This is a genomic window from Pseudonocardia terrae, assembly GCF_021343995.1.
Taxonomy (GTDB): domain Bacteria; phylum Actinomycetota; class Actinomycetes; order Mycobacteriales; family Pseudonocardiaceae; genus Pseudonocardia; species Pseudonocardia terrae.
Map to the genome: position 1 here is coordinate 50,832 of NZ_JAJTTE010000026.1, position 16,853 is coordinate 67,684.

Here is a 16,853-nt window from a genome sequence, read left to right on the forward strand (position 1 = left end):
TCGTGGGCGCGAGCAGCGTTCCCAGATCGTCTTCACCCGGGCCCGCGGGCGGGAGATGGTCTTCTGGCAGTCACCACGGACCCGCCCCGATCGTCTTCTGCGACACCCGCGCCCTCGCGGAGGAGTGGACCTACCGCTTCCTCGCCGCCGCTCGGTCCTGGGCCGACACCGAGGCCGTCGCGGCTGAGCGGATCGGCGGCGAGCCCGCCCTGCTCGACGCGCCGTCCGCTCCACCGTCAACCGCGGAGGTGCGTCAGTGGGCCCGCGAGAACGGCATCGTCGTTCCGGACAGGGGCCGGCTGCGACCCGAGGTGCACGAGGCCTGGCGAGCGGCGCACCAGGTGTGAGGGGCGCGCTTCCCTGCCCAACGCCTGCGTCCGAGTGGCGTAACTCGAGTCAGGGTTGCGCTCGACCTGGTAACGCGGCGATCCGCGTCGCCGATGGTTACGAACCACCTCGGTGAACACGCGCTGAACGACGTCCGACGGCCCGGTGGCGGATCGGACCGCGCCAGCCGTACAGCGGTGCGGACGCGAGAGGGCGCATCGACTTGGGGAAGGGGGCACGGATGCGACGACGCCGCGGGGGCGGAGCGAGCCGGGCAGCTCCTCCTGGTTCGGCCCTGGCCTCGAGCGCGCCGCCGCGGCCGCCTCCCAGCCGATCGGCGTCCGAGCCACAATTGGTCCGCGAAAGGAACCTCGGCTGGACAACCGGCTGGATCACGCCTTTCCGGACCGTTCACACACGATTCCGGCACTCGGTTCGAACGGCAGAGATCACCCTGCGCGGAACACATCGCGGCGCCTCGCCCCTCATGCACCCCGTGTCGCGCGCCAACTCCGCAATCGCCGCCATTGTCGTTGCGGCCGCCCGCACCGTGACAGGTCCCAGGTCAGGAGGTCGACGGCAGAACACGGGATCGACGCGGACGCCACTGGAACATCAGGTGTCTTCGCCGCAGACGTCGTCTGCAAAGGACCCGTCAAGCGCCGGTCAAATATTTATTCCCATCATGCACAGTGGAATGCCGACCTGCGGCCCGGACCCACCCTCTGGACGCGACGAGCATTCTGCGATGACCTATGCTGGCCGCCGTTTGCTCACCGTACATCCCCGATTCATCCCCGGATCACGATCATCTCCGGCCTCCGGCAGCCCAGAGAAGGAGTCACCGTGGTGGAACTGCCCGCAGCGTGGGAGCGGGTCGCCGGCGAGGTTCGCCGCCAGCTGCGCAACATGAAGCTGGACCGCACGGTGCGACGCCTGCCGGGCAACGAGGTCGTCGCACTGCGGGACTTCCTCGGCCCCCAGGCCGACCGGATCCTCTCCCGCTTCGGGTTGATCCCCGCTGCGGTGCGCCGCCGCCGGGCCCGCCGGTTCGAGGAGGACCTCCGCCTGCTCAACGACGTGCTGGCGAATACCGAGTTCGGGGACCGGTACTGGGTCTGGGGCGGGATGCTGCTGGGTTGGGCACGGGAGGGCCGCCTGTTGCCGCACGACATCGGCGACGCGGACTTCTGCTACGACGCGGCCGACGAGAAGCTCCTCGACGAGGCCGAGCCCGCACTCCTCGCCGCCGGCTTCCGGCGCTGGTACTCGTTCCTCGACAACACCGGCGTACGTACCGAGCGCATCTTCATCCGCCACGGGGCCCTGTTCGAGTTCTTCCGGCTCCGGCCCGCCGAGCAGGACATGCAGGAGTTCCACCTGTACGGCACCGGGCCGACTGGCCTGGTCGAAGCCGTCGGGCTGCTGCCCTCGCTCGATCTCGAACCGTTCGACTTCCTCGGGCGCACGTGGCGCAAGCCCGCCGACCACGAGAAGGTCTTGGAGCTCCACTACGGGGACTGGCGCACGCCCGACCCGACCTGGGGCTACCTGGACGACAACGCCATCGTGCGGACCCACGAGTGGCGCCCGACGGGGGTGCGGTGACCCACCGAACCCACACCGCGAACGCCGTTGCCAGGACGAAAGGGGATCCCCCGGTGCCCGACCCGCTGCTGCCCGCCGACCTGCCCGACCTGCCCGCCGATCTTCCCCGGCCCCGCATCGACGGCTCGCCCGTCTCCCGGGCAGCGGCCCTGCGGCGCATGGTCTTCTCCGACGACCTCGAGTTCCTCATGGAGGCGCACAACGGGCTGTCCGCACGGATCGTGCGGGAGACCGGCTTCGGCGGCATCTGGGCCTCCGGACTCGCCATGTCCGCCCAGCTGGGCGTCCGGGACAACAACGAGGCGAGCTGGACGCAGATCGTCGACATCGTGGAGTTCATGGCCGACGCCAGTGACCTGCCGATCCTGCTCGACGGCGACACCGGCTTCGGCAACTTCAACAACGTGCGACGGCTGGTGCGCAAGCTGGAGCAGCGGGGGGTGGCCGGGGTCTGCATCGAGGACAAGCAGTTCCCCAAGACCAACAGCTTCATCGACGGTGACCGGCAGCCGCTGGCCGAGGTGGAGGAGTTCTGCGGGCGGATCAAGGCCGGCAAGGACTCCCAGCTCGACGACGACTTCGTGCTGGTCGCCCGGGTGGAGGCGATGATCGCGGGGTGGGGTGTCGACGAGGCGCTGCACCGCGCCGCGGCGTACCACGAGGCCGGGGCGGACGCGATCCTGATCCACAGCGCCAAATCGCGGCCGGACGAGATCCTCGAGTTCGCGGCGCAGTGGCAGAACCGTGCGCCGCTGGTGATCGTGCCGACCAAGTACTACAGCACCCCGACCACCGTCTTCCGCGAGGCCGGGATCAGCGTCGTCATCTGGGCGAACCACCTGCTGCGCGCCGCGACCTCGGCGATGCAGTCGGTGGCCCGCGAGATCCACGAGAGCCGCACGCTGGTCAACGTGGAGGACCGCGTCGCCCCCGTCGGGGAGATCTTCCGCCTGCAGGGTGCCGAGGAGTACGCCGCCGCCGAACGTCGGTACCTGTCGGTCGCACACCAGGCGCCGGCCGCCGTCGTGCTGGCCGCGACCCGCGGCCGTGGGCTGGAGGCCGTGACCGAGGACCGGCCGAAGGTCATGCTGCCGATCGCGGGGAAGCCGCTGCTGCGCTGGCTCGTCGACACGTTCAAGTCCCAGGGCATGAACGACATCACCGTGGTCGGCGGCTACCGGGCGGACGCGATCGACACCTCCGGCCTGAAGCTGGAGATCAACGAGCGCCACGACGAGACCGGGGAGCTCGAGTCGCTGCGGCGGGCGCTGCCCGCGATGACCCGCGACACCGTCGTCGCGTACGGCGACCTGATGCTTCGCGGCTACATCCTGCGCGACCTGCTCGACGTCAAGGCGGACTTCGCCGTGGTCGTCGACTCCTCCGCCGTCACGGACGAGGACGCGGGCAGCACGAACGACTTCGTGCAGTGCTCCCAGCCCGACGACCGGTCCCTCTTCGGCCGCGAGGTGCTGCTGCGCCGGGTGACGGGCGAGGCGGTCGGCTCCGACGGCCGGTGGATCGGCATGCTGGCCGTGCGGGGCGAGGGCGTCGGCCGGTTGTCCGCGATGATGGAGCGTCTCGAGCAGCGGCCGGACTTCACCCGCCTCGACATGCCGGACCTGCTCAACGCGCTCGTCGACGCCGGTGAGAGGGTCGAGGTCCTGTACATCCACGGCCACTGGCGCGGCATCAACGACCTGTACGACTTCGACCGCGCCGGGGAGTTCGCCCGACCGTGAGTCCCGACCCCGACGGGAGCACCGCGTGATCGCCGCAGAGACCTTCGTCGACGAGGCCCGGGCGCGCGGGTTCGCCTGGTACACCGGCGTGCCCTGCTCGTACCTGACCCCGTTCATCAACTACGTGCTGCAGGCCGACCGCCTGCAGTACCTGTCCGCCGCCAACGAGGGCGACGCCGTGGCGATCTCCGCAGGGGTGACCCTCGGCGGCGGGCGCGCGGTGACGATGCTGCAGAACTCCGGGCTGGGCAACGCCGTGAGCCCGTTGACCTCGCTGACCTGGACGTTCCGTCTGCCCCAACTGCTGATCGTGACCTGGCGCGGCGAGCCCGGGAACCCCGACGAGCCGCAGCACGAGCTGATGGGGCAGATCACCCCCCGGATGCTCGAGACCATGGAGATCCCCTGGGCGGACTTCCCGTCCGAGGACGCTGCGGTCGGTCCGGCGCTCGACGCCGCCGTGGCACACATGGACTCCACGGGCCGTCCCTACGCGCTGGTCATGCGCAAGGGCACGGTCGCCCCGTACCCCTTGCGCGACGATGTGCGCCCGCCCGCGGCACCCGCAGGTTCCGGGGCTGCACAGGGACTCGGGCCCGCCGCGGAGCTGTCCACCCGGCGGGAGGCGCTGCAGCGGGTGGTCGAGCGCACCCCGGAGGGGTCGAGCGTCGTGCTCGCGTCGACGGGCTACTGCGGCCGCGAGCTCTACGCCCTCGCCGACCGCCCCAACCAGCTCTACATGGTCGGCTCGATGGGCTGCGTCGCGCTGTTGGGCCTCGGCCTGGCGCTGGCCCGGCCCGACGTGCACGTGGTCGCGGTCGACGGCGACGGCGCCGCCCTCATGCGGATGAGCGCCTTCGCGACGCTCGGCACCTACGGGCCGCCGAACCTGACCCACCTCCTGCTCGACAACGGCGCCCACGAGTCCACGGGCGGCCAGGCCACGGTCTCGCCGAACGTGTCGTTCGCCGGGGTGGCGGCGGCCTGCGGGTACCCCGTTGCGCTCGAGGGCGACGATCCCGCGCTCGTCGACGCGCTGCTCGAGGCCCCCGCGACGGACGGGCCGCGGTTCGCGCGGCTGCGGATCGGCACCGGTACGCCGAAGGACCTGCCGCGGCCGACCGTCACCCCTCCGGAAGTCGCCCGACGGCTGATGTCGCACCTCGCCGAGCGGGTGCCGGAGCCCGGCCGGTGATGCCGGAGGCTCCGGCTCCGCACCTCCTCGCGCGCCTGCCGCGGCCGGTGGCCCGGCTGGCGCGGACCGCCGCACCCAACCAGGCCCTCGTCGCCCTGACGAGCCTGGCCGTCGTCGTGCTCGCCTCCCGGTCCCTGCCGCCCGCGGCGTTCGGCCTGTTCGCGTCGGCGCAGCTGGCCGTGCTGTTCTGCGTCGGCGTCGCGCAGGCGACCGTCCTCACCCCCATCGTCGCGGACCGGACGGTCGACCCGACCAGGCCGGTCGCGGAGGCACGCCGCCTGGAGCTGCTCTTCGGGGTCGCGGCGCTGGTCGTCGGGGCCCTCGGGGCGCTGTTCCTGTCCGGAGAGCTGCGGACCGTCGTGGTGGGGACCTGTATCGCCCTGCCGGGGTGCTTCTACTGGGACGCCGTCCGGATGCACTACCAGGGGCGCTCCGCCTACTTCGGCCTGCTGCCCGGCGATCTCGTCACCGCCGTCGTGACGATCACCTGGGTCGCGGTCGCGCTGGCCCTGGGCCTCGGTCCGCTGGTCGCCGTGCTGGGCCTGGGTGCCGGTCCCTGGGCCGGCTGCCTGGTCGTCCTCCCGCCGTGGTCCTCGCGGTGGACGAGCTGGCGCAGGCCGTGGCCGCGGCGGGTCAGCGCCAACCTCGCGGGCGACTACATCATCTCGACGGGGCTCGACCAGCTGCTCACCCTGCTCACCGCGGTGTTCCTGTCCGCGCAGGCGCTCGGCGGGCTCCGCCTGGCCCAGTCCGCCCTCGGGCCGATCAGCACGCTGGCGATCGCGCTGAGCATGACGCTGCTGCCGCAGATGCGCGACCTCACGTTGCGCCCCGCGGGGAAGGTCTGGTGGGCTGCCCGCCGGTTCGGTGCCGTCGCCGCGCTCGCGCTCGTGATCGGGCTCGCGCTGACGTTCGTGCCGGTGTCGGTGGGGCAGTCCCTCGTCGGGGAGTCGTGGGCGATCGGGGCACCGGTCGCGCTGGCCGTCGCCGTGTACGCGGGGGCCTCTGCGCTGGGCCGGGCCGCGACGCTGACCATGCTCACCTCGGGAGCCAGCGGGCTGCTGGTGACGGTCCGCGCGATCTCGGCTCCCGTCGTCGCGGCCGTCTGCGTGCTCGTGCTGACCCGCCACGAGCTGCTCCTCTACGCCTGGACCGCGGCGGGGCTGCTGGTCCTGAGCACCACGGTCCTGTTCGTGATGGCCGTGCGCAGCGGCACCCGTACCCCTGGAGGTCACCGTGACGACTGAACCCGAGGACGTGAAGCGGGCGGTGATCCTCGCCGCCGGCCGCGGGCAGCGGCTGGACGTGCAGGAGCGACCCGGCCCGAAGTGCCTGCTGCGCTTCGGCGGCAGGACGCTGCTCGAGCGTCAGCTCCGCCTGCTGCAGAACTGCGGGGTGCCGGAGGTGGTGGTCGCGACGGGGTTCGCGCACGAGGAGATCGAGCGCGAGCTCGACCGGCTCGACCTGCCCCGGCCCACGCTCGTCCGCAACGAGCGGTACGAACTGGGCAGCATGCTCACCGTCGACGTGGTGGGACCGCAGCTCACCGCGGGCGGCGCCGTCCTGCTCATGGACGCCGACGTGCTGTGCGACGCGCGCGTGCTCGCCCCCCTCGTCCACGCGCCGTCGTCGACCGCGCTGCTCGTCGACCGGGACTTCGAACCCGGGGACGAGCCGGTCAAGGTGCTGCTGCGCGCGGGCGTACCGGTCGACCTGGCCAAGCGGCCGGATCTCGACCTGCCGCACGACGCCGTCGGCGAGTCGGTCGGGTTCTTCCGGCTCTCCGAAGCCGCCGCCACCGCGCTGGCCGGGATCGTCCGGTCGAGCGTCGACGCCGGCGGCGCCGGGCTGCCGCACGAGGACGCCGTCCGGGACCTGCTGCGAGCGGGCGAGCACCCGTTCGCCGCGGTCGACGTGACCGGTGCGCCGTGGACCGAGATCGACTTCCCGGAGGACGTCGAGCGCGCCCGCGCGGACGTGCTCCCCCGACTGACCACCGAGGTATGACCGTGTTCCTGCTCAACCCGGGCCCCGTCACGCTCTCGGCGCGTGTGCGGGAGAGCCTGCTCGGCCCCGATCTCTGCCACCGCGAGCCCGAGTTCTTCGACCTGCAGGACGCGGCACGCGCCGGCCTGCTGGGCGTCTACGACCTCGACCCGGCCGAGTGGGCCGCCGTGCTGCTCACCGGCTCCGGCACCGCCGCCGTCGAGAGCATGGTCGCCTCCGTGGTCCCCGCGGACGGCCGGGTGCTCGTGCTGGAGAACGGGGTCTACGGCGAGCGGATGACGGCGATCGCCGAGTGCCACGGCATCGCCCACGAGACGCTGACCGGGGACTGGCTCGACGGGCCCGACCTCGACGCGCTGGACGCCCGGCTCGCCGGGTCGCCGGGGTTCACGCACGTCGCCGTCGTCCACCACGAGACCACGACCGGTCGGCTGACCGACCTCGCCGCGATCGGGGCGGTGTGCCGGGCGCGCGGCGTGCGGTTGCTCGTCGACGGGGTCAGCAGCTTCGGCGGCGAGGAGATCGACTTCGGGTTGCCGATCGACGCCGTCGCGGGCACGGCCAACAAGTGCCTGCACGGCGTGCCCGGCATCGCCTTCGTCGTGGTGCGACGCGCCGCGCTCGCCTCCGGGGCGAAGCGGGCCTACTACCTGGACCTGATCCGGCTGGCGACGCTGCAGGACCAGCGGAACACGCCCTTCACCCCGGCCGTCCAGAGCCTCTACGCGCTGGTCGAGGCGCTCGCGGAGCTGCGGGAGGAGGGCGGGTGGCGGGCCCGGCACCAGCGGTACGCCCGCTACGCCGACGCCGTCGGCGACGGTCTGCGCGCGGTCGGCGTCGCACCGCTGATCCCGGACGGGACGAGCTCGGTCGTCCTGCGCTCGTACCGGCTACCCGAGACGGTCGGCTACGCCGACCTGCACGACGGCCTCAAGGACGAGGGCTTCGTGATCTACGCCGGGCAGGGCGAGCTCGCCAAGTCGATCTTCCGGATCTCGACCATGGGCGACCTCCACGACGCCGACGTCGAGCGGCTGGCCGAGGCCCTGACCAAGGCGTTCTCGTGACCCCTCGCGTCACCTCCCCGGTGCCCACCACGCTGTGGCGCTCGGTGCTCGAGACGGACGAGGGAGCCGTCGTGGGGCAGTCTCTGCCCTGGCGGGAGGCCGTCCTGGCCGACGGCCGGTTCACGGACGCGAGCGTGCACTACGCCTTCCCGTCGGGCCGTGAGGTCGTGCTCCCCCTGGTCCGACGGCGCCGGTCGGCGGCGGCCGCGAGGGTGGTCTCGAGCTGGCCCCAGGTCTGGGGTACGGGCGGTCCGATCAGCACGGACGGCCGGATCACGGCCGACGAGGCCGCGTTCGTCTGGCGGGATGCGGCGCGCCGCGGAACGCTGATGACCGAGGTGACGCTCCGCCCGGACGCCGACCCGGCCTGGCTCTCCGCGGCGTCCCACCTCGGGTACGCCGCGGAAGCGGGCGGCAGCTACCTGCTGGATCTCGCCGGCGGGTTCGACGAGGTCTGGAAGAACCGGTTCCGGGGCACGGCCCGCACGGCGGTGCGGAAGGCCGAGAAGCTCGGGGTCGAGGTGGAGGTGGACCGCACAGGCCGGCTCGCCCACGTCTACGACGACCTGCACGAGCGCTCGGTCCGGCGCCGGGCGGCGACCGAGGGCGAGCCCGTGTGGCTCAGCCGCTGGCGGATGAGCCGGGTCGGCTCCGCCCCGGCGCAGGTCGCAGGCGTGGCGGCCGCGTTCGGGAAGGACTGCGCGACCTGGGTCGCACGGCGCGACGGCGAACCCGTGGCGGCGATCATCGTCCTCTCGGCGGGCGGGCACGCGAAGTACTGGCGGGGCGCCATGGACAAGGACCTCGCCACCCCGTCGCGGGCCAACGACCTGCTGCACCGCCTCGCGATCGAGGAGGCCTGTGACCAGGGCCGCCGGTGGTACGACATGGGCGGCGCGCATCCCGACTCCGCGCTCGCGGCCTTCAAGACCAAGCTCGGCGCCGCGCTGCATCACACCCACGAGCTGCGCGCCCGCAGGCTTCCGGCTCGCGTCGGGCACGGGGCCCGCATGCGCGCAGAGACTCTGGTCAAGCGGGTGGCGGGGCTGAAAGAGATGTGACGGGACAGGTTGTCGGCAGTTTTCCGATAGAGGCGATTGGTCGGGTTTACAGTTGTGGACCTTGTGTAACGCGCGTCCGTGAGGCGCCGATAGGGCGATAAGGGCCGATGTACCGGCGTCGACCCTGCGCCCGTGGCGCTCGGGCGTGTCGACGTGGGGAGTGGCGACATGGACGGTCCGGGGAGTGCGCGGCCACCGGTCTCGGTGGTCGTGGCGACGCTCAACGAGCGGCGGAACATCGAGCGGCTGCTGACCGAGCTCGATCCTGCCTACGAGGTGGTGGTGTCCGACGGCGGGTCGGTCGACGGCACGGTCGACGCGGTCCGCCACGTCCGGCCGGGTTGTCGCCTCGTCACGCAGGGGTGGAGCCGGGGAACCAGCCTGGTCGCGGGCCTCAACGCCGCACGCGGCGACGCGGTGATCCTGCTCGCGGCGGACGGGTCCACCTGCCCCAGCGAGGTCCCGCGCATGGTCATGGCCCTCGACGGCGCCGACCTCGCCCGGGGCTCGCGCCTCGAACGGCGCTCGTTCGCCGACGCCGCGCTCGCGACCGTCGCCTCCGCCCGCCTCGGCATGCGTGTCACGGATCCGTGGTGCGGGGCGACCGCGCTCCGCCGCTCGGTCGTCCCCCGGCTCGGACTGCCGGACCTCACCGGGCACGCGACCGAGTTCGAGCTCCTCCTCGCCTACCGTGCGGCCCACGAAGGCCTGGCGCTCTGCGAGGTCCCGGGCATCCGGGCGGCGTCGTGGCACCAGCCGTTCCCGACCAACTCCCTGGCCGAGAACTCACGGGCGATCAAGGCGCTGTTCGCGGAGCGCCGGTACGCCTCCGCGGTCGCGGTGCCAGCGGCCCGGAGGCCGGTCGACGGCGTCGTCCCCCAAACCTACGACCGCTACTGACCACTGGCTCAGCCCCGTTCTCTCCGCACCGCAGCGAGCACCATCTGCATCAGCTGCGCCGGCGTGTCCGCCCAGCCCTCGGCCCCGTGCCGCACCGCCTCGTCGAAACGCTCGGGTCGCCCGGACCGCGCGTAGACGATGAACGGGGTGTGGACGCCCGCCGACTGCAGCTTCTGCAGCAGGTCGTAGCCCGCCTGCGGCCTCTGGAGCCGCTCCATGTCCGAGACGATCACGTCGTACCGGTTGCGCTGGATCCGCTCGAGAGCGTCCTCGGTCGACGGGCTGAGCTCGACGTCGATCCCCACGGCCTCCATCGCCGTCGCCTCGTGCAGGTTGGTGCTGGGATGGTCGTCGACCCACAGCAGCCGGGCGCGGCCGCCGACGTCCTGCAGTGTCCGCGCCGCGGCGTCCACGTGGTCGAGCGCCGCCTTCTGGTCCATCGGCGGCGCGCCCTTGGCCGCCGTGGCCTGGGTCAGTGCGGTCGCGGCCTGCTGCCTGCTCGACGCCGAGATCTCCAGCCCGCCCGGCCCCTTCACCGTCAGGGACCCGGAGAGGAGAGTGGCCAGCGGCTTCCGGAACAGCACGACCACGAAGACCACGAGCGCAGGCCACACCAGCACCCCGATCAGCCCCGTGATGTCCGCGAGCATGCGCCTCCTCTCCGCAGCGGTGCTCGCCCAGGGTGAGCGGTCCGTTACCGCAGCCGGCACGTGCTTCTGCCCAACGACGAGACGCCGGCCGAGGAGCACCCTGGGCTCCCCTGCGAGACGAGGTGAGGATGATGGACGACCTGCAGCTGACCTGCGGCGATGTCACGGCCTGGAACGACAAGAACCTCGACGGCTGGCTCGCGCTCGCCGTTCTCCACCAGGTAGATGCCACGCCCTCTACTTCGACCAGTTGGAGATGCTGACCCAGCTGGGTCTGATTACCTGACGCGACGCACGGAGGGATCCCCCCGAGGATGCGGGGACCAACCACGGCTCCTGACCTGCTGCTTCTGGAAAGCGATGCGCCCAAGCGCTGGGAAGCAGTCGAGGACTCGTCAGACGATGCCGAGTGCGCCTCACGCGTAGCGCCGAAATACCGGCTTGACTGGTCTCCCCGCCCTCTTTCCGGGCTCGCCGGTCTCGAGCGCGTCCTTGTACACAGCGCAGGCATTGGCGACGACCTCGATCGTCCGATCGACGTCGGCTTCGGTGAGCGCGGCGCTGACGACGAACGACGGTGCCAACACGCCACCGAGAAGCAGTTCGTGCAGGAAGAGAGTCCGGTACTCCTGCGACGGGTTGCCGTGCTGGTCCAGCGTGGCGAAGACGAGGTTACTGGAACGTCCCCGGACGAGGACGTGCTCGCCTACGCCTGCGGCCACGGCTACCTGGTGGACGCCGGAGCGAAGCCGATCTCCGAGGTTGTTCAGGCGAGTTGCCACCTCCTCCTCCACACACGTGTCCATGACCGCCATCGCTGCCGCGAGCGCGTGCGTCTCAGCTCCGTGTGTGGTGGACAGCAGGAAGACGCGCTCGTGGGAAGAGCGCAGTCCCCCCCGCTCCATGATCTCGCGCCGGCCCGCGAGCGCGGACACCGCGAACCCGTTCCCCAATGCCTTTCCGAAAGTGGAGAGGTCGGGCACGATTCCGTACAGGCCCTGCGCCCCCGAGGCCGCCCATCGAAAGCCGGTGATCATCTCATCGAGGACGAGAAGGCACCCGTGTCGGTCGGCCAGCGCCCGCACGCCCTCCAGGTATCCGGGCGGCGGCTCGGTGACCGTCGCCGCCTCCATGATCAGGCATGCGATGTCGTGACCGTGTTGATCGAGCAGATCCGACAATGCGGAAAGATTCCCGTAGGGGAACGACATCGTGGGCTGCTCGGGGATGCCCGCCGTCATCGCAGTCGTCCCGATGAACCAGTCGTCGGTGGAGAAGAACGGTTGGTCCCGGCAGATCGCGACAAGCGACCGATCGGTGTGTGCGCGCGCGAGCCGGACAGCAGCCGTGGTGGCGTCCGATCCGTTCTTCGTGAACTTCACCATCTCCGCTGTCGGCACCGTCGTCAGGAAGCGCTCGGCCGCGTCTGCTTCGATGACAGTCGGTCGAACGAAGTTCGATCCAAGCTCGAGTTGTGCTCGTACTGCGTCGAGCACCCGCGGATGCGCATGGCCGAGCACGACCGAGCGGAGACCCGAGCCGTACTCGACGTAGAAGTTGCCATCCACGTCCCATACGTGAGCGCCTCGCCCACGCGAGATGACGGGAGCCATCCCCTCCGGAAACTGATCATCACCCTTCGCGTAGGTGTGGGCGCCTCCGGGGATCAACTGGTGAAGTCGCTCGTTGATCGCCCTGGATCGCGACAACGACGCCGGCACGACCCCTGTCGAGCTTCCCTCGAGCATCACTGCGACCCCACCGGCATGGCTCGGTCTCCCACTCCTCGCAGACTCCGTGCACGCTTGCAGTCGTCACGCACGGCTCGCGGAGCGGCTTCCCGAGCCGACTCACCCTGACTCGCTCACCCGGGTTGAGCCGTTAACGAAGATCGGACCCGCTACACACCGACAGCTCCCACGTCACCCGGGTGAGCCCCGGGCCCGCGTCGAACCGACCAGAGCAGGTCAAGGCCCACCGATGAAACAGCAGCACCCCGTGGAGCGACATCGGACGAGTCAGCGAGAAGCCCTGCCCGAGCGACCGAGGAGACCTGGTATGAGGGCCGTGTGCTGCCGATTCTGCCGAGGCGCCGACGGGGAGGTCGTCCTCGACCTCGGCAACGTCCCGGCCTGTGAGTACTTCCCTCCAGCGGCCGACCCGGGTCCGGATCCCCTGTTCCCCCTGCGGCTCTGGCTGTGCGGGACCTGTGGGCTGGCTCAGCTCGCCGACGACGCCGATCTTCCCGATCAACCGGAAGGAGTCGAGCCATCGGCCCTCGTCGAACAGCGACTCGACGCCATCCGCGCCCTCGACGCGTTCGGCCTTCTCGCCCCGGACTCGATCTTCACCGAGGGCACGAGCCCGCACGGCGGTTCCTGGGGACCCGCACTGAAGTCTAGGGGTCTCCGGCGAGCTGACCCAACCGAAACGGCCGATCTCGTCGTCGATGGCTGCTTCGGACTCATGCATGCCACCGACCAACGAGCAGCGCTCGAAGCCCTGGTGGCTCGGCTTGCCCCGAGCGGATCCTTGATCCTCCAGTTCCACACGTTGGGCGCCGTACTCCGCGCTGATCAATGGAACGCGGTCCGTCTCGGCCACTACGCCTACTACTCCGTGCCCGCCCTGATGACGATGCTGGGCAAGCTCGGCTTGACGGTGACCAACGTCCGGACGTTCCCCCTCTACGGGGCCCGTCACCTCGACGGGACGGTTCTGCTCGTTGCGCGGCGCGGAGGATCGCCGGATGAGTCGACCAAGGCCGCACTCGACGACGAACTCTCGGCGGGTGTCACGAAGCCGGACGCCCTACGCGCCCTGCAGCGCTCGGTCGAGATGTCGACCTCCAGGCTGAGATCAATGCTCGCGGAGGCGACGCGGACGGGCCTGACCGTGTACGGCTACAGCGCTGCTTCCCGCGCAGTCGCCTTGCTCTACCTCGCGGGAGCAGGCGTTGGCCTGACCGCGATCGCGGACGCCTCGGGCGCCAAACACCGTTGCCGGATGCCGGGGACACGGATCCCGATCGTCCCACCCGAGCACCTCGTCGCAGCCGCGCCGGAGCGGGTGCTGCTGTTCGTTCCTGATCTCCTGCCGGAGGTTCGGCGCTCCCTGCCGACGGTCGAGGAGACTGGGAAGTGGATTGTCTGTGAGTGACTCCACCCATCTGGCCGAGATCCAGACTGTCCGTCCAACTCTGAGTAGTCGAACGTCTACACCGGCGGAGGCTAACTAACACTCATGGAGCAATCTGACACCCTCTCCGCTCACGGCTGGTAACAGCAACGGCGGACTGGGCGAGTCCAGCAACGATGTGGCGGACCTAGGCGGGAGCCCGCAGAGGGCGCGGGCCGTATCCACCGCTGGAGCGCCGGTCGATGGTGATCGGGGAGCGGGGCGAGTGTGAGAACTGGACTCGAGCCGGGCGATGCGGAGCCTCCCACGGGTGTGACCGCGTGGACGGATTCGCGAGACAACGCGATACGCCGCCAGGGCGCCGAACCTCCGCCAGGCACCGCGAGGGCACCGCAGCCGACAAGGGCGGGGTCTGCCGGCGCAAGCAGGCTTTTGCGGCTCGAACCGTCCCCTGCCACACGATTCTCGACCGATTCGACGGACTCCCTGCCGTTGAGCCGGTTTGCCGCGTTGCCTTCTTCGGCCGCCCATCGTTCCACTGCTGCGACGGTTCGGCGATAGGGCCCGGAGTCAAAAGGACCACTAGAAGCACTATCTCGTTTCAACTCGTCAGAGGGAACGGAGTCCACTGCAATGAGGCAGCGTGCTGTGGTGACCGGAGGTGCGGGCTTCGTTGGATCGCACCTCGTGGAGCGACTGCTCGACGAAGATATCGACGTGATATGCCTCGACAGCTTCTTGACGAGTACCCCGGACAACGTTGCCCATCTACAGGGACGCGACGGCTTCAGGTTGGTGCGGGCGAACGTCACCGACTATATATCCGTCCCGGGACCGGTCGACTACGTGCTCCACTTCGCCTCGCCGGCGTCGCCCATCGACTACGCCGACTTCCCGATCCAGACCCTGAAGGTCGGCTCCATCGGCACTATGCATACCCTGGGTCTCGCAAAAGAAAAGGGCGCACGCTATCTCCTCGCATCGACCTCCGAGACCTATGGTGACCCTCTGGTTCATCCTCAGCCCGAGACGTATTGGGGAAACGTCAACCCCGTCGGTCCGAGATCGTGCTACGACGAGGCAAAACGCTTCTCCGAAGCGATGACTACAGCATATCGAACGAGACATGGAATGAGCACGGCCATCATGCGGATATTCAACACCTATGGCCCTCGCATGAGGCCGAACGACGGCCGCGCCATCCCGACCTTCGTACGCCAGGCACTGACGGGACAGGCGATCACGGTCGCCGGCGACGGGAGTCAGACACGCTCCGTGTGCTACGTCGATGATCTGATCGAAGGTGCGGTGCGACTGCTCTTCTCGGACTTGAACGGCCCGGTGAACGTCGGGAACCCGCACGAACTCACGATGTTGGAGCTCGCCGAACTCATCCGCGACCTGACGGGTTCGCCGTCTGCCATCGAGTTCGTCGACCGTCCCGCAGACGATCCGTCTGTGCGCCGACCGGAGATCGAGGTGGCACGGAGCCAACTGAACTGGGAGCCGACGGTCGGACTGGAAGACGGCCTGACGAGGACCATCGACTGGTTCAGGAACTGCTCGGACGTCGTCAACCCAGGACCGGACACGGTCCACGTCCCAGCGGTACCAGAATCAGCGCGTATCGAGAAGGTTCGAGAGCGTCGCAAGATCGCCGTTGTAGGTACTGGCTACGTGGGCGCAGTCACCTCTACCTGCTTCGCAGCGCTCGGTCACGACGTGTGCGGACTCGACACGAACCCGGTCCAGACCGGACAGCTCAACCGCGGACAGGTCCCGTTCTACGAGCCCGGGCTCGCGGAACTACTGACCACCGTCCTGTCCACGGGTCGACTGAAGTTCACCGACGAGCCTGCGAGCGCACTCGCTGGTGCCGACTTCGTCTTCCTCTGCGTAGGAACGCCACAATCAGCCAGTGGATTGCCTGACCTCGTCCAGATCGAGGATGCAGTCACATCCTTGGCGCCGCATCTTCGTCCCAACAGCGTCGTGATCAACAAGTCGACAGTACCTGTCGGTCTCGGCAATTGGGCTCGCACCATTTTGGAAGACGCTCTGCCGCCGGACCGACGCTCGGCCTTCCACGTGGTCTCGAACCCGGAGTTCCTTCGCGAAGGCTCGGCGATCGAGGACTTCCTCCACCCTGACCGCATCGTGCTCGGCGGCGACGTTGCAGGGGTTCAGCGAGTCGCAGAGCTCTACCAACCCGTGCTCGATCAGGCCTTCCCCGGCGGCCGACGGACAGAGAAACCTCAACTGATCACGACGCAGCTCCAATCGGCGGAAATGATCAAGTATGCGGCGAACGCCTTCCTGGCCGGCAAGATCAGTTTTGCCAACGAGATCGCCAACCTCTGCGAACTCGTCGGCGCAGACGCCCGCCAAGTCCTTCCGGCCATTGGTGCAGACCGCCGGATCGGTTCAGCGTTCCTCCAGCCCGGAATCGGATGGGGCGGTTCGTGCTTCGGCAAGGACGTCGCTGCGCTCCTCGCGACCGGACAGGAATACGGGTACACGCCACCCTTGCTGCACGCAGTTGTCGACGTCAACCATGCGCAGCGGGCCGCGGCAATTCGGAAGCTTCAGCGCGAACTTCGCGTACTCAAGGGCCGCCGAATTGCCCTCCTGGGTCTGGCGTTCAAGCCAGGCACTGACGACCTGCGCGACGCACCGGCCTTGGATATAGCGCGGCGCCTACTTGCCGCCGGAAGCGTGGTGTCCGCCTACGACCCTGTGGTGAAGAGGTTGCCCGACGACCTCGCGGCGGTCCGACTGGCGAGCGATGTCTACGACGCGGCCGATCGCGTTGACGCCGTTGTTCTGATCACCGAGTGGCCCGAGTTCCTCGATATCGACGCGGATTCATTGCGTCGAGCGATGAAGGGCGACCTCCTGCTCGACGGCCGAAATTTCCTGATGGAGGCAGTCTTCGCCGGCTCGGGCATGCGACTCGAGGGGTTCGGATGGTGAGGGCGCCGCGCGCACGACATCTCGGCTGAGCACAGCTGCCTCGGGCTCGCTTCGACGGATCGCCGACGAGCACGGGACTCGGCGACAGGACCCCGATCAGGGACATCGACGGACCGGCTTCTGCACTGCGCACGGCGGCGTCCAGCCGTATCCACAGCCCGCGGCGGAGATCTCCATCGTGCGCC

At 69.8% G+C, this 16,853-nt stretch carries 14 protein-coding genes; 12 read left to right on the forward strand and 2 right to left on the reverse strand.

Features of this window, described 5'->3' with window-relative positions; genetic code table 11:
* Positions 1-2: 2 nt before the first annotated feature.
* The 9 genes from LWC33_RS36115 (at position 3) to LWC33_RS18635 (ending at position 9,907) form a co-directional block, all read left to right on the forward strand.
* The gene (locus LWC33_RS36115) at positions 3-347 is read left to right on the forward strand and encodes an Lsr2 family DNA-binding protein (RefSeq protein WP_233305674.1); all 345 of its coding nucleotides are present in this window, start codon (positions 3-5) and stop codon (positions 345-347) included.
* 829 nt (positions 348-1,176) lie between these two features.
* Positions 1,177-1,935, forward strand: coding sequence for a LicD family protein (locus LWC33_RS18600; RefSeq protein ID WP_233305675.1), 759 nt, complete (start codon positions 1,177-1,179; stop codon positions 1,933-1,935).
* Between the two features lie 53 nt (positions 1,936-1,988).
* Positions 1,989-3,677: a phosphoenolpyruvate mutase gene (gene aepX / locus LWC33_RS18605; RefSeq protein ID WP_233305676.1), complete on the forward strand. Its 1,689-nt coding sequence runs from the start codon at positions 1,989-1,991 to the stop codon at positions 3,675-3,677.
* Between the two features lie 25 nt (positions 3,678-3,702).
* A complete protein-coding gene (aepY, locus tag LWC33_RS18610) occupies positions 3,703-4,872 on the forward strand; it encodes a phosphonopyruvate decarboxylase (RefSeq protein ID WP_233305677.1) in 1,170 nt (389 codons plus the stop codon).
* Positions 4,872-6,119 (forward strand): MATE family efflux transporter, encoded by a 1,248-nt coding sequence (locus LWC33_RS18615; RefSeq protein WP_233305678.1) that lies wholly within the window; start codon positions 4,872-4,874, stop codon positions 6,117-6,119. The genes aepY and LWC33_RS18615 overlap by 1 nt, the downstream gene beginning before the upstream one ends.
* Positions 6,109-6,879 carry a phosphocholine cytidylyltransferase family protein gene (locus LWC33_RS18620; RefSeq protein WP_233305679.1) on the forward strand — a complete coding sequence of 257 codons (771 nt, stop codon included), beginning with the start codon at positions 6,109-6,111 and terminating at the stop codon, positions 6,877-6,879. The genes LWC33_RS18615 and LWC33_RS18620 overlap by 11 nt, the downstream gene beginning before the upstream one ends.
* On the forward strand, positions 6,876-7,946 hold the full coding sequence (locus LWC33_RS18625) for a 2-aminoethylphosphonate aminotransferase (protein WP_233305680.1): 1,071 nt from the start codon (positions 6,876-6,878) through the stop codon (positions 7,944-7,946). Before LWC33_RS18620 ends, LWC33_RS18625 begins: the two co-directional genes overlap by 4 nt.
* Positions 7,943-9,007, forward strand: a complete 1,065-nt coding sequence (locus tag LWC33_RS18630; RefSeq protein ID WP_233305681.1) for a GNAT family N-acetyltransferase — start codon at positions 7,943-7,945, stop codon at positions 9,005-9,007. The genes LWC33_RS18625 and LWC33_RS18630 overlap by 4 nt, the downstream gene beginning before the upstream one ends.
* Before the next feature lie 132 nt (positions 9,008-9,139).
* Positions 9,140-9,907, forward strand: a complete 768-nt coding sequence (locus tag LWC33_RS18635) for a glycosyltransferase family 2 protein (protein ID WP_233305682.1) — start codon at positions 9,140-9,142, stop codon at positions 9,905-9,907.
* A gap of 8 nt (positions 9,908-9,915) precedes the next feature.
* On the opposite strand, the gene LWC33_RS18640 is transcribed toward LWC33_RS18635, so the two are convergent.
* Positions 9,916-10,557 carry a response regulator gene (locus LWC33_RS18640; protein WP_233305683.1) on the reverse strand — a complete coding sequence of 214 codons (642 nt, stop codon included), beginning with the start codon at positions 10,555-10,557 and terminating at the stop codon, positions 9,916-9,918.
* Between the two features lie 131 nt (positions 10,558-10,688).
* Between LWC33_RS18640 and LWC33_RS35245 the strand changes: the two genes are divergently transcribed.
* On the forward strand, positions 10,689-10,820 hold the full coding sequence (locus LWC33_RS35245) for a hypothetical protein (RefSeq protein ID WP_255692199.1): 132 nt from the start codon (positions 10,689-10,691) through the stop codon (positions 10,818-10,820).
* Positions 10,821-10,973: 153 nt separating this feature from the next.
* Here the strand turns inward: LWC33_RS35245 and LWC33_RS18645 are convergent, their stop codons facing one another.
* On the reverse strand, positions 10,974-12,305 hold the full coding sequence (locus tag LWC33_RS18645) for a glutamate-1-semialdehyde 2,1-aminomutase (RefSeq protein WP_233305684.1): 1,332 nt from the start codon (positions 12,303-12,305) through the stop codon (positions 10,974-10,976).
* A gap of 310 nt (positions 12,306-12,615) precedes the next feature.
* Between LWC33_RS18645 and LWC33_RS18650 the strand changes: the two genes are divergently transcribed.
* Positions 12,616-13,716: a class I SAM-dependent methyltransferase gene (locus tag LWC33_RS18650; protein WP_233305685.1), complete on the forward strand. Its 1,101-nt coding sequence runs from the start codon at positions 12,616-12,618 to the stop codon at positions 13,714-13,716.
* Positions 13,717-14,346: 630 nt separating this feature from the next.
* Positions 14,347-16,668, forward strand: a complete 2,322-nt coding sequence (locus LWC33_RS36120; protein ID WP_308190962.1) for a UDP-glucuronate decarboxylase — start codon at positions 14,347-14,349, stop codon at positions 16,666-16,668.
* Positions 16,669-16,853: the final 185 nt, after the last annotated feature.